At 25.8% G+C, this 12,491-nt stretch carries 17 protein-coding genes; 16 read left to right on the forward strand and 1 reads right to left on the reverse strand.

What is annotated here, in order from left to right; genetic code table 11:
- Position 1: 1 nt before the first annotated feature.
- Positions 2–1,252, forward strand: coding sequence for a glutamate-5-semialdehyde dehydrogenase (locus tag R5Z65_RS05745; protein ID WP_317367720.1), 1,251 nt, complete (start codon positions 2–4; stop codon positions 1,250–1,252).
- Positions 1,253–1,308: 56 nt separating this feature from the next.
- Here R5Z65_RS05745 and spoIVA read toward each other — a convergent pair whose 3' ends face one another.
- A complete protein-coding gene (gene spoIVA, locus R5Z65_RS05750; RefSeq protein WP_317367721.1) occupies positions 1,309–2,787 on the reverse strand; it encodes a stage IV sporulation protein A in 1,479 nt (492 codons plus the stop codon).
- Positions 2,788–3,075: 288 nt separating this feature from the next.
- Here spoIVA and R5Z65_RS05755 point away from each other — a divergent pair, with 288 nt between their 5' ends.
- The 15 genes from R5Z65_RS05755 to R5Z65_RS05825 all read left to right on the forward strand — a co-directional run.
- Positions 3,076–3,264 carry a helix-turn-helix transcriptional regulator gene (locus R5Z65_RS05755; RefSeq protein ID WP_317367722.1) on the forward strand — a complete coding sequence of 63 codons (189 nt, stop codon included), beginning with the start codon at positions 3,076–3,078 and terminating at the stop codon, positions 3,262–3,264.
- A gap of 19 nt (positions 3,265–3,283) precedes the next feature.
- Complete coding sequence (locus R5Z65_RS05760; RefSeq protein ID WP_317367724.1) at positions 3,284–3,676, forward strand: hypothetical protein; 393 nt, start codon at positions 3,284–3,286, stop codon at positions 3,674–3,676.
- Between the two features lie 106 nt (positions 3,677–3,782).
- The gene (locus R5Z65_RS05765; protein WP_317367725.1) at positions 3,783–4,154 is read left to right on the forward strand and encodes a terminase small subunit; all 372 of its coding nucleotides are present in this window, start codon (positions 3,783–3,785) and stop codon (positions 4,152–4,154) included.
- Position 4,155: 1 nt separating this feature from the next.
- On the forward strand, positions 4,156–5,397 hold the full coding sequence (locus R5Z65_RS05770) for a PBSX family phage terminase large subunit (RefSeq protein WP_317367727.1): 1,242 nt from the start codon (positions 4,156–4,158) through the stop codon (positions 5,395–5,397).
- A 20-nt stretch (positions 5,398–5,417) separates the two neighbouring features.
- Positions 5,418–6,818 carry a phage portal protein gene (locus tag R5Z65_RS05775; RefSeq protein ID WP_317367729.1) on the forward strand — a complete coding sequence of 467 codons (1,401 nt, stop codon included), beginning with the start codon at positions 5,418–5,420 and terminating at the stop codon, positions 6,816–6,818.
- 62 nt (positions 6,819–6,880) lie between these two features.
- Positions 6,881–7,309, forward strand: coding sequence for a phage scaffolding protein (locus R5Z65_RS05780; RefSeq protein WP_317367731.1), 429 nt, complete (start codon positions 6,881–6,883; stop codon positions 7,307–7,309).
- A gap of 11 nt (positions 7,310–7,320) precedes the next feature.
- Positions 7,321–8,352 carry a major capsid protein gene (locus tag R5Z65_RS05785; RefSeq protein WP_317367733.1) on the forward strand — a complete coding sequence of 344 codons (1,032 nt, stop codon included), beginning with the start codon at positions 7,321–7,323 and terminating at the stop codon, positions 8,350–8,352.
- Between the two features lie 10 nt (positions 8,353–8,362).
- On the forward strand, positions 8,363–8,743 hold the full coding sequence (locus R5Z65_RS05790) for a hypothetical protein (protein WP_317367734.1): 381 nt from the start codon (positions 8,363–8,365) through the stop codon (positions 8,741–8,743).
- Positions 8,737–9,114 carry a hypothetical protein gene (locus R5Z65_RS05795; RefSeq protein WP_317367736.1) on the forward strand — a complete coding sequence of 126 codons (378 nt, stop codon included), beginning with the start codon at positions 8,737–8,739 and terminating at the stop codon, positions 9,112–9,114. The genes R5Z65_RS05790 and R5Z65_RS05795 overlap by 7 nt, the downstream gene beginning before the upstream one ends.
- 4 nt (positions 9,115–9,118) lie before the next feature.
- The gene (locus R5Z65_RS05800) at positions 9,119–9,538 is read left to right on the forward strand and encodes a DUF6838 family protein (RefSeq protein WP_317367738.1); all 420 of its coding nucleotides are present in this window, start codon (positions 9,119–9,121) and stop codon (positions 9,536–9,538) included.
- A gap of 9 nt (positions 9,539–9,547) precedes the next feature.
- Positions 9,548–9,709 carry a hypothetical protein gene (locus tag R5Z65_RS05805; RefSeq protein ID WP_317367740.1) on the forward strand — a complete coding sequence of 54 codons (162 nt, stop codon included), beginning with the start codon at positions 9,548–9,550 and terminating at the stop codon, positions 9,707–9,709.
- Complete coding sequence (locus R5Z65_RS05810; RefSeq protein WP_317367742.1) at positions 9,709–10,998, forward strand: phage tail sheath C-terminal domain-containing protein; 1,290 nt, start codon at positions 9,709–9,711, stop codon at positions 10,996–10,998. The genes R5Z65_RS05805 and R5Z65_RS05810 overlap by 1 nt, the downstream gene beginning before the upstream one ends.
- Before the next feature lie 10 nt (positions 10,999–11,008).
- The gene (locus R5Z65_RS05815; RefSeq protein ID WP_317367744.1) at positions 11,009–11,473 is read left to right on the forward strand and encodes a phage tail tube protein; all 465 of its coding nucleotides are present in this window, start codon (positions 11,009–11,011) and stop codon (positions 11,471–11,473) included.
- 12 nt (positions 11,474–11,485) lie between these two features.
- The gene (locus R5Z65_RS05820; RefSeq protein WP_317367745.1) at positions 11,486–11,896 is read left to right on the forward strand and encodes a hypothetical protein; all 411 of its coding nucleotides are present in this window, start codon (positions 11,486–11,488) and stop codon (positions 11,894–11,896) included.
- A 365-nt stretch (positions 11,897–12,261) separates the two neighbouring features.
- On the forward strand, positions 12,262–12,491 hold a 230-nt coding region (locus tag R5Z65_RS05825; RefSeq protein WP_317367746.1), incomplete at its 3' end, for a hypothetical protein.

Raw genomic sequence — 12,491 nt, forward strand, 5'->3', positions numbered from 1 at the left:
TATGAACCTTATAAAATTATGTGAAGATTCTAAAGCTGCAAGTAAAGATTTATGTAAGCTTAAATCTAGTGAAAAAAACAATATACTAAAAGCTTGTAGCAATGCACTTTTAAATGGAAAAGAAACAATAATAGCTGCTAATAAAATAGATATAAAAAATGCTAAAGAAAACAATATGAAAGACAGTTTAATAGATAGGCTATTATTAGATGAAAAAAGAATAGAGGATATGGCTAATGGGATATTACAAATAGTTAGTTTAGATGACCCTTTAGATGAATATATTGATATGAAAGTTTTACCAAATGGATTAAAAGTTGGTAAAAAAAGAGTTGCTATGGGGGTTATTGGTATAATATATGAGGCTAGACCTAATGTAACATCTGATGCTTTTTCTATGTGTTTTAAAGCATCTAGTTCTGTTATTTTAAAAGGTGGAAAAGAGGCTTTAAATTCTAACAAAGCCATAGTTGATTTATTTAGAACAACTATAAAAAAATTAGGTTATAATGAAAATATGATTATACTTATAGAAGATACTAATAGAGAAACCACTACAAAACTTATGAAGATGAACCAATATATTGACTTATTAATACCTAGGGGTGGGGCTGGGCTTATTAAAGCTGTTGTAGAAAATAGTACTATACCTGTAATAGAAACAGGAGTGGGAAATTGCCATATATTTGTAGATGAGTATGCTAATAAACAAAAGGCTATTGATATTATATTAAATGCTAAAGTGCAACGTCCTTCTGTATGTAATGCTATGGAAACATTATTAATACACAAAAATATTATTGATGATATCTTGCCAGAGCTTGTAGAAAAATTACAAAATAATAATGTGGAGATAAGAGCAGATAAAATTATTTTAGATAGTATAGGTAATAAAGATATATTATTAGCTACAGAAGATGATTGGAAACAGGAGTTTTTAGATTATATTTTAGCTATAAAATGTGTGGAAAATATAGACGATGCTATAATGCATATACAAAAATATTCTTCTGGACATTCTGAGGCTATTATTACTGAAAATTATTCTAACTACAACAAGTTTGTTGACGAAATAGATTCTTCTGTTGTATATGTTAATGCCTCTACTAGATTTACTGATGGGGAACAGTTTGGACTTGGTGCAGAAATAGGAATTAGTACACAAAAATTACACGCAAGAGGTCCTATGGGTATAAAAGAAATAACATCTTATAAATATATTGTATTAGGAGATGGACAAATAAGAGAATAAGAAAATAATAATATATAAAAAAATCACCATTATACAGGTGATTTTTTTAGTTAAAGTTATAATAATATACAGATTAGGCCTCCATTACCTTCATTTATTATTTTTTGTAATGTTTCTTGTAGTTTTAATTGTGTATCCTCTGGTATTCTATAAAGTTTTGTGTTTAATCCATCATTTACTAAGTCTGACAGAGATTTACCAAAAATATTGTAATCCCAAATTTTATCTTGTTCATTTTCAAATTGCTCTAGAAGATACTGTGATAGCTCTTTACTTTGTTCTTCACTACCTACAATAGGTGCAACCTCTGTTTGAATATCTGCTTTTATAAGGTGGAAGCTAGGAGCTGTTGCTTTAATTTTTATACCATATCTTGAGCCGTGTTTTATAAGCTCTGGCCTTTCTAAAATCATTTCATCTAATGTTGGAGTAACTATACCGTATCCTTTTGTTTTTACTTCCTCTATGGCATATTTTACTTTGTCATATTCTTTTTTTGCTTGTGATAAAAGTTTTATTGTAGAAATTAATTCATATTCATTATTTATATCCATATTAGTTGTTTCGCTTAAAACTTTATAAAATAGATTATCATTTAGCCCTATTTCTATATTACTTAAGCCTTCTCCTAATGCTATTTTATCTATGTATGCTTTTTTTATGTATTCGTTATTTTCTAGTATGGATATAGTAGATTTTATATTATGTAGTTTATTAATTTCTGGTAATAATTTTTTTGTATCTTGTATTATACTTTGTTTTAGCCAATGGTTTATATCTAGCGTTTCTATCCATTTTGGCAAGTTTAAATTTAATTGTTTTATTGGAAATTCGTATAAAACTTTTTCTAATATTGAATTTATATCTTCTTGTTTTAATTGAGCAATATTTACTGGTATAACAGGCGAATTATACTTTTCTGTTAGTTCTTGTTTTAAATTATCTGCTGACTGTGAATAAGGTTTTGATGTATTTAAAAGTACAACAAAAGGCTTTGATAAAGACTTTAATTCTTTTATTACTTTTTCTTCTGCTAGTATATAATCTTCTCTTGGAATATCTGTAATAGTACCATCTGTTGTTACAACTATACCTATTGTAGAATGGTCTGTTATCACTTTTTTTGTACCTATTTCTGCTGCTTCTTCAAATGGAATTTTTTCGTTAAACCAAGGTGTTGAAACCATTCTTGGTTGGTTTTCATCCATATATCCTGATGCTCCTGGTACTACATACCCTACACAATCTATCATTCTTACATTAAAACTTGCATTGTCGTCTATATTAATAGAAACGGCATTGTTTGGTATAAATTTTGGTTCTGTTGTCATAATAGTTTTTCCTGCTGAGCTTTGTGGAAGTTCATCTCTAGTTCTTTCTTTGTTATATTCATCATCTATATTAGGTATTACTAGTAAATCCATAAATCTTTTTATAAAAGTAGATTTTCCTGTTCTAACTGGTCCAACAACACCTATGTATATATCACCGTTTGTTCTTTCGGATATATCCTTATAAATATTAAATTGTTCCATATTAACCTCCTTAAACCAATTTAAATACATTTTAATATATGATTTTAAATTAAAAAATATGTTTTACAGTATATTTATTTTTATAAATAATAAATTATATATACAATAAGTATTTATAAAAAATGCAGTAGTAATGTAAAAATATAAGAGTAAAAAATTTTTAACCTTTAGATAATTTTACATTAAAAATTAAAAAAATTCAAATACATCTGAAAAAAAAAATTACAAAAAGTATTGACAGAGTGTAAAAAGTAGACTATACTTTGTTTTGAAAGGAAGTGATTTAATATGAAAATATCTTTAAAAGCAGCAAGAGTTAACGCTAATTTAACTCAACAAGAGGTGGCAGACATAATAAAAGTAAGCAAGCATACTATAATTAATTGGGAAAAAGGTAAAACAAATGTTGGATATGCACCATTAAAAGTTTTAAGTGAAATTTATAATATTGAAATTGATAATATTTTTTTAGGTTAAATTGTAGAAAGGAAAACTTATGGATAAAGAAAAAAGAGAAAAAGGCGAGAAATATCTTAAAAACTGGGGACAAGGCATTTTAGATATACAAAATTTACAAACAGAAATTAACCAGATAAGAAAAAATAATGATGCTTTTGATACTATACAAATAGAAAATAAAGAAGATATAGTAAATATTTATAGCTCTGTTATAAATGAAAAGTTGGTAAAACTTAAAAATTTAATGTATGAATATAAAATTGTAGACGATGTAATAAGCAATTTGGAAGATTACCAAAAAGACGTAATACGATTTAGGTATATTTATAAAAATAGCTGGCAATCTGTTGCTTTAAAAGTACATATTAGCCTTAGACAATGTTTTAATATAAAAAATTTAGTTATAAACAGAATTTTAAAAAGTATTTAAATGCTTTACACTTTTATTGCAGTTACTTTATATTATATGGTGGTATTATAATATTGACCTTTAAAATTATTATTTATTTTATAGATAGTAAATTGGGGGTGAATATTTGAACAATAAACAAAAATTATTTTGTAAATATTATATTGAAACACAAGATATAAAAATAGCTACTAAAAAATGTGGATATAAAGAAAGTACAGGTATAAAGCTATTGAAAAATGAATTAATAAAAAAATACATAGAAGAAAACATTAGAAATAATAAAGTTGCTGATTCTGATGAAATAATGGAGTGTCTTACTAAAATAATGCGTGGGCAAGAAAATAATGACGATGTATCTTTAAAAGGAATATCTGTAAAAGAAAGGTTAAAAGCTGCTGAACTGCTAGGAAAGGTTTATTCTATATTTTCTCCTAAACAAGAAATTGATAAAGATGAATCTATTTTTATAGTAGGAAGTGATTTAATAAAAGAATAATATGGAAAATAAAATATACTTACCAGATATAGTTGGAAAAGGATACAAAGAATACTGGTACTTTAAAGGAAGATTTAGAGTATGCAAAGGTTCTAGAGCTAGTAAAAAATCTAAAACAACTGCTTTAAATTTTATATTTAGAATAATGCAATATAAAGACGCTAATCTTTTAGTAGTTAGAAAAACTTATAATACTCTTAGAGATAGTTGTTTTGCTGAATTAAAATGGGCAATACATACCCTTGGGGTATCTAAATATTGGGAATGTAAAACATCTCCTCTTGAAATTATATACTTGCCAACAAACCAAAAAATATATTTTAGAGGACTTGATGACCCTTTAAAAATAACATCTATTACAACACAAAAAGGTGTTTTATGTTGGTTATGGATAGAGGAAGCTTATGAGATAGACAATGAGGAAGATTTTGATATTTTACAAGAAAGTATTAGAGGAAAGGTACCAGAAGGACTTTTTAAGCAGATTACATTAACATTTAACCCTTGGAATGAAAAACATTGGATTAAAAAAAGATTTTTTGATTGTGAAGATAATGATATATTAGCTATTACAACTAATTATATGATTAATGAGTGGCTTGATAATGCTGATAAAAAAATGTTTGAGGATATGAAAAAAAATAATCCTAGAAGATATCAAGTTGCTGGTCTTGGTGAATGGGGTGTAACACAAGGGCTTGTATATGAAAATTTCCTTGAACTAGAGTTTAACGTAGAAGAAATAAAAAATAGAGAAAATATTATTTCTATTTTTGGACTTGATTTTGGGTATACTAATGACCCAACTGCATTATTTTGTGGGTTAGTAGATTTAGAACTTAAAGAGATTTATGTATTTGACGAACTTTATAAAAAGGCTTTAACCAATTTTAAAATATATCAAGAAGTATTTAATATGGGATATATTAAAGAAATTATTGTAGCTGATTCTGCTGAGCCTAAAAGTATAGAAGAACTTAGAGAGCTTGGTATGAATAAAATAAGAGCAGCTAAAAAGGGCAAAGATAGTTTAAATAATGGTATACAATATATACAAGATTTTAAGATAGTTATACACCCTAAATGCAAAAACTTTTTGAATGAAATATGTAACTACATATGGAAAAAAGATGAAATGGGAAAAACTATTAATAGGCCTATAGATGACTATAATCATCTTTTAGATGCTATGCGATATGCTATACAATCTATAAATAAAGATGATAGATTTAGCTTTAAATGAAAATTATAAAGGAGGTTTTTATGAACCTTGAACCGAATTTTGAAACATATGAAACAAATAAAATTATAAATAGATTTGGGAACGAAAAGGCATTTATTGAATTTTTGGAACAAAATATATTAGAGTTTTTATCCTCTGAACAAAGAAAAAATATGTTGATAGGTGAGGAATATTATAAAGGTAACCACGATATTTTAAAAAGAAAGCGTACCATAATTGGTAAAGATGGTAACAAAGAAGAAATAGATAATTTACCTAATAATAGAATAGTAGATAATCAGTATGCTAGAATAGTTGACCAGAAAAATAGTTATTTATTATCTAAACCTATTACAATTTATTGTGATGATGAAAATTTTATGAACAGTATCAATAAAATATGTGGAAAATCATTTTATAGTCTTATTAAAAATATAGGTGAAGATTGTATTAATTGTGGTATTGGTTGGATTTATATATTTTTTGATGAGAATGGAAACATTAGCTTTAAAAGATTTAAGCCTTATGAAATACTACCTATATGGGAAGATGAGGAACATACTTTATTAGAATGTTTACTTAGAATATATAACATAGAAAATTATGATTTTAATAATAAAAATATTACAACTCAAGTAGAGCTATATACTAAAAGTGGTGTACAATATTACATTTTGGATGATAAAAAATTAATATTAGATAAATCTAAAGGTTTTAAACCTTATATATATAATTCTTATAACTTTCCTTTATCCTGGAATAAAATTCCTGTGGTATCTTTTAAATTTAATTCTAAAGAAATTCCTTTAATAAAAAGAGTAAAAACTTTACAAGATTCTTTAAATACCATTAGAAGTGATTTTATGAACAATATGCAAGAAGATGCTAGAAATACTATTCTTGTACTTAAAAATTATGACGGAACTAATTTATCTGAATTTAGAAAAAATTTGTCTGAATATGGCGTTGTAAAAGTAAAAACTATAGATGGTAATGAAGGAGGGGTAGAGTCATTAAAAGTAGATATTGATAGTAACAATTATGAAGTCCTTGCTAGAGCTTTAAAAAAGGCTATAATAGAAAATGCTAGAGGATATGACTGCAAAGATGATAAAATGGGACAAAATCCTAATCAGATGAATATACAAAGTGCTTATGCAGATATTGACCTAGATGCTAGCCTTATGGAAACAGAGTTTCAAGCATCTTTTGAAATGTTATTTTGGTTTATAAAAAAATATTTTACTTATATTTATAAAAAGGATTTTAACAATATAGATATAGATGTAATATTTAACAAAGATATTTTAATAAATGAAACAGAAGCCATTAATAATTGTGTGAAATCTATGGGAATTATATCGAAAGAAACTATTATTAGTATGCATCCTTGGGTATCTAATATAAAACAAGAAATTAATAAACTAAAAAATGAAAAATAAATAAAAAATTTTAAAGGTTGGAGAATTGGGTGGGTGGGATTAAATAAAAAAGGAGGTCTTTTATGGACATTAAATATTTAATGGATTTAGGTATAGAGAAGCCTAAAGCCGAAGAAATTTATTGTAAAATAGAAAAATATATTTTTGAAAAAATGAAAGAAAAAACTAAAGAATATGAAAATAAAATATTAGAGCTAGAGCTTAAAATGACTGTGGAAAGACAGCTTTTTATGGCTAAAGCTAAAAATATTAAGGCTACTATGGCTTTAATAGATTTTAATAAGCTAGACAGTAAAAATATAGATGAAAAAGCTATTAAAAATATGATAGATGAACTTAAAAACAACGAAGAAACTAAATTTTTATTTAACGAAGATGAAGATAATAAAATAACAGGATTTAAGCCGATAGAGTCTAGTGGTAAAAATATTTCTAGAGGACAATTAAGCTATGAAGAACTTTGTAAATATTATGAAAAAGGTATTTTTTAGGAGGTTGAAATATGGGAGAATTTAATCATAAAAGTTTTAATCAGGTAGCATTTGGTAAATACATAGAGAATTTACCTAATGTTAAAAAAAATGAATTAATAAAATCTGCTGTTCTTAAGCCTAATGCAGAAATAAAAAGAGCATTTTCCTCTCAAGGAGGTACTGGATATGCTATTTTACCTATGTATGGAAGGATAGGTGGAGAAGCTTTAAATTATGATGGGAAAACAGATATTGTACCTAATGCAACTAAAACCTTTGAACGTGGTGTTGTAGTTGTTGGTAGAGCTAATGCTTGGCTTGAAGATGATTTTTCTGAGGATATAACAGGTGGCGTTAGCTTTATGTCTAATGTTGCAAAACAAGTAAATGAATACTTTGATGAGATTGACCAAAAAACTTTACTTGCTATATTAAAAGGTATATTTTCTATGACTGGTGGTAAAAATCAGAATTTTGTAGATAACCACACTTATGATATATCTGCCCTTGAAAATCCTAAAATAGATGTTACTACGCTTAATACTGCTATACAAAAGGCTTGCGGTGATAATAAAACTAAATTTTCTATTGTTATTATGCATAGTGTGGTTGCTACTAACTTAGAAAATTTAAATTTACTTAATTACTTGAAATACACTGACAAAAATGGCATACAAAGAGATTTAGGACTTGCTACTTTAAATGGAAAAATAGTATTAATTGATGACAGTATGCCTGTTGAAGATGACGGTGAAAAAAAATATACTACTTACATATTAGGTAAAGGTGCTATTGATTTTGAAAATATTGGTGCTAAAGTACCTTATGAAATAAATAGGGACCCTAAGACAAATGGTGGACAAGATACTTTATATGCTAGAACTAGAAAATGTTTTGCTCCTTTTGGTATTTCCTATACTAAAAAGCACCAAAGCAGTTTATCTCCTACTGATGCAGAACTTGAAAATGGCGGTAACTGGTCTTTAGTTAAAGACGTTGAAAATGGGGCGTTTATAGAAGATAAGGCTATACCTATAGCTAGAATTATATCTAAAGGTTAAGAGGTATTTTATGAATAATATTATTTATCAAATATCTGATAGATTAAACTGTTTAAATCTTTCTATTAAAGATACTTATTTATCTGAAAAAATTATTCTTATGGCTATTAATTCTGTTAAAAATTTTATCCAATGTGAAATAAATCCCTTTATTGATTTTTCTATTATAGAAGACATATTTATTAATATTGTTATAGGTGAATATTTGATGCTTGTTAAATCATCTAATTTGGAAAGTGATATATCTTTAGATAGTGCTATAAAAAGTATTAAAGAAGGTGATACCTCTGTAACTTACTTTGAAAATAAAAATATGAATTTTCAAGATATTATTAACTACTTTTTATATAAAAAGAGATTACTGTACAGGTACAAACAGATTGTATGGTAAATATTAATAAAAAAAATGCTCTTAGTAAGTTATATATAGGTAGATGTAAAATATATGAATATGAAAACTTTATAGATGAAAATAGCAAAGCAATAAAACAAAATATTAGAATAAAATATGACAATTTAGCTTGTAGGGTGTCATATTACAATAATAGTTCTAATATTTTAGCATCTAAAGAAGATACTTTTAATAATATTATAACTCAAAAAGTAAAGATATTTTTAGATAATACTATAAAAATAAAAGCTGGGTCTATAATAGAAGTAAATCAAAATGGAAAGATAACTAAGTATAAAAACAGTGGAGAACCCGTTATATATTCAAATCATCAAGAAATAATGCTTGATATATTTGATAATATTGGTTAGGTATTTGGGAGGGATATTTATTATACAAAAACTTATAGATGCAATTAGTAATCAAATATATAGTATATTTAATAAACCTAATATATATGTAGAGCACATAAAACAGGGGTTTTTATTACCCTGTTTTTGTGTAAGATGTATAAAAACACAGGAACAAAGACATTTATCTAACAGGTATAAAATTTTTAATAAGATAGAGATAACATATTTTCCTAAAAAAAATTATAATACAAATGATGATTTTAACAATATATTAAATATTTTATATGATAAGCTTATAATGTTAAAGTTTGAAAAAGGATTTATAAAAGGGGAAAATATGGAAGGATATATAGAAAATGGAGCTATTAAATTTTTTGTAGAATATAATTTTTATGTATTTAAAAAAGAAGAAACAGATAAAATGCAAAAGCTATATATTTAAGGAGGTATTATGGCAGAAAAAATTAAAAAATTTTACAAAGAACAATTTTTAAAAAGTGATTTATATAAAGATAAGAAAGATTTAATAAATACGTTATTAAAAGAAAATGAAATGTATAGTAAAACTGATGTTGAAAAAATTATTAGAAAATATCTGGAGGTGATTTTATAATGGCAACTGGAGGAACTTTTTTAACATATAATAAAATTTTGCCTGGAGCGTATATAAACTTTATATCTAAAGCTAGAGCACTTGGTACTATTGCCGATAGAGGTGTTATGGCTATGGCTTTAAAAAATAACTGGGGTATTGAGAACAAAATAGTTACTATAACTAATGAAGATTTCCAAAAAGATGCTTTAAAAATATTTGGATATGAATACACTAGTGAAAAATTGAGACCTTTTAGAGAGGCCTTTAAAAATGCAAAAGAAATAAAATATTATAGACTTGGGACAGGTGAAAAGGCTAAAGCTACTATTGGGAGTTTAACTGTTACTTCTAAATATTCTGGTACTAGAGGGAACAATATAAAAATAAAAATAGCATCTAATGTAGATGATAGTAGCCATACTATTTATACTTATATAGATAATATTATAGTAGATGAGATAATAGCAACCAACATAGAAGAAATTGTTGAAAATGATTTTGTTAGTTTTTCTGGTACTGGTGCATTTGAAGATAATGCCGGAACTAATCTTTCTGGGGGTACAGATGGAGAAATTAATAATAGTGAATATAGTAAATTTTTATCTCTTATTGAGAGCGAAAGTTTTAATGTTATTATTTACGATGGAGAAGATGAACAAACAAAAGGACTTTTTGAAAGTTTTACTAAAAGGCTTAGAGATGAAGAAGGGGTAAAAATAACTACTGTTTTACATAATTATAAAAAGGCTGACTTTGAAGGGGTTATTAGTGTTAAAAATGATAAAAACCTTGTATACTGGGTTGGTGGTGCTTTAGCGGGTGCGGAGATAAACCAAAGTTTAACTAACAAAGTATATGATGGAGAATATGAATTTAATGCTAAATACTCTAACAATGAGCTAAAAGAGGCTATTAACAATGGAGAATTTGTATTTTATTATGATATTAATAATATTAAAGTTTTAAAAGATATTAATACTTTTGTTAGTTTTTCTTCTGATAAAAATTCGGACTTTAGCAATAACCAAATTATACGAGTATTAGATTCTACTGCTAATGATGTTGCAAGAATTTTTAATGATTACTACCTTGGTAAAATACAAAATGACAATTTAGGTAGAGATATATTTAAGTCTGAACTTATAAATTATTTTAATCAACTACAAGCTATTAGAGCTATTAACAATTTTTCTCCTGAGGATATAAATATTAAAAAGGGAACTGAAAAAGGTGACGTTATTGTAGATTTAATGATAGAGCCTGTAGCTAGTATGGACAAACTTTATATGAAATGTATTATAGAATAGGAGGGAATATATGGCTACTTTAAAAGCTTGGGATACTATTAATGGTGCTTTAGGCACTTGCTATGTAGATATTGATGGAAAAAAAGAAGAAGTTTTATATTTAAAAAATATAGAGGCTAAAATTAAAAAGACTAAAAGAGAAATAAAAGTACTTGGGCAGACTGGTACTAAGCATAAATCTAGTGGTTGGATTGGAACTGGTAAAATGACTGTTTATTACTCTACATCTAAATTTAGAGAGCTTATGCTTAAATATATAAAAGAAGGAAAAGATACATATTTTGAAATAGTTGTTGAAAATAAGGACCCTTCTAGTGATATAGAAAGACAAAGCATTGCATTAAAACAAGTGAATATTGATAATGTTACTATGGCGAAGCTTGATATAAACAGTACTGAACTTGATGAAGAAATGACTTTTACATTTAATGATATTGATATATTAGAAAGTTTTAAACCTGTTGTTGGAGAATAGAAAGGAGAAAGTATGTCTAGCTTACAAGAAATACTTAATCTTAATGTTGTTGATAATATAACTCATTATGTGGAAATATCTAACCGTTTGAAAGATGAAAATGGGGATAATTTGAAATTTAAAATAAAACCTATTATTTTTGAAGAATTAAATAGATTGAAAAGAAAAGCTACTTTTATAAATAAAAATGGACAAGCTATTATTGATGAGGGTAAACTTAATACCCTTTGTATTATAGAGGCTACATTGGAGCCTAGCTTTAAAGATATAAAAAGTATGGAGCAGTTAAATGTTAGTACTCCTGAACAGTATTTAAATAAAGTGTTGTTAGCTGGTGAGATAGAAAAGCTTATAAAAGAAATACTTATTATAAGTGGGTTTATGGAGAGTATTGATGAATTGGTTGTTGATATAAAAAACTAATTAAAAAGGGTGATGCAGAGCTTAACTATGCCTATTTTGCCCTTTTTAAACTAAATATAAAGCCTAGAGATTTTGCTAATATGGACATAAGAGAAAAAGCTTTGATAATAGCTTTTATAGATAAATTTTTGGAAGAACAAAAAGAAGCGGAAGATATTTTAGGCTAATAAATGAGGTGGGGAGGTGGGTTTATATATAATAAATTATTTTTTTCATTTTATAATATTGGGAATATAGGAATTTATAAAAATATAAGTTTTTATACTAATAAAAATAAAATTAAAAATACTAAAGGATTTACCAATATTAATTATAATAGTAGAATAACTAGTATTTATAATAAATTAAACAAAAATTTAAAAGTATTGAATACTACATATTTTTATTTTGAAAATTTAAATAAAAAAGAGAGTTACAATAGTACTTTTAAAGAAAATATATTAAAACTATTTAATACATTTGAAAATAGATTTAATGAAAGTATACTACTTAACAAAAAAGTTTATAGAAATTATATGATAGATAATAACAGTATTTATAACAGATATTTTACAAATAAAAAGATAGATGTTTATAAGAAATGTTTATTAAATAG

Source organism: uncultured Tyzzerella sp. (assembly GCF_963558545.1).
GTDB lineage: Bacteria > Bacillota > Clostridia > Lachnospirales > CAG-274 > Tyzzerella.

Bases quoted from the DNA above. Each gene is read 5' to 3' on its own strand.
- R5Z65_RS05795 (WP_317367736.1), top strand. From the start codon at position 8,737: ATGGTAAATATTAATAAAAAAAATGCTCTTAGTAAGTTATATATAGGT.
- R5Z65_RS05770 (WP_317367727.1), top strand. From the start codon at position 4,156: ATGGAAAATAAAATATACTTACCAGATATAGTTGGAAAAGGATACAAA.
- R5Z65_RS05790 (WP_317367734.1), top strand. From the start codon at position 8,363: ATGAATAATATTATTTATCAAATATCTGATAGATTAAACTGTTTAAAT.
- R5Z65_RS05810 (WP_317367742.1), top strand. From the start codon at position 9,709: ATGGCAACTGGAGGAACTTTTTTAACATATAATAAAATTTTGCCTGGA.
- R5Z65_RS05815 (WP_317367744.1), top strand. From the start codon at position 11,009: ATGGCTACTTTAAAAGCTTGGGATACTATTAATGGTGCTTTAGGCACT.
- R5Z65_RS05785 (WP_317367733.1), top strand. From the start codon at position 7,321: ATGGGAGAATTTAATCATAAAAGTTTTAATCAGGTAGCATTTGGTAAA.
- R5Z65_RS05805 (WP_317367740.1), top strand. From the start codon at position 9,548: ATGGCAGAAAAAATTAAAAAATTTTACAAAGAACAATTTTTAAAAAGT.
- R5Z65_RS05820 (WP_317367745.1), top strand. From the start codon at position 11,486: ATGTCTAGCTTACAAGAAATACTTAATCTTAATGTTGTTGATAATATA.
- R5Z65_RS05775 (WP_317367729.1), top strand. From the start codon at position 5,418: ATGAACCTTGAACCGAATTTTGAAACATATGAAACAAATAAAATTATA.
- spoIVA (WP_317367721.1), bottom strand. From the start codon at position 2,787: ATGGAACAATTTAATATTTATAAGGATATATCCGAAAGAACAAACGGT.
- R5Z65_RS05745 (WP_317367720.1), top strand. From the start codon at position 2: ATGAACCTTATAAAATTATGTGAAGATTCTAAAGCTGCAAGTAAAGAT.
- R5Z65_RS05760 (WP_317367724.1), top strand. From the start codon at position 3,284: ATGGATAAAGAAAAAAGAGAAAAAGGCGAGAAATATCTTAAAAACTGG.
- R5Z65_RS05780 (WP_317367731.1), top strand. From the start codon at position 6,881: ATGGACATTAAATATTTAATGGATTTAGGTATAGAGAAGCCTAAAGCC.
- R5Z65_RS05755 (WP_317367722.1), top strand. From the start codon at position 3,076: ATGAAAATATCTTTAAAAGCAGCAAGAGTTAACGCTAATTTAACTCAA.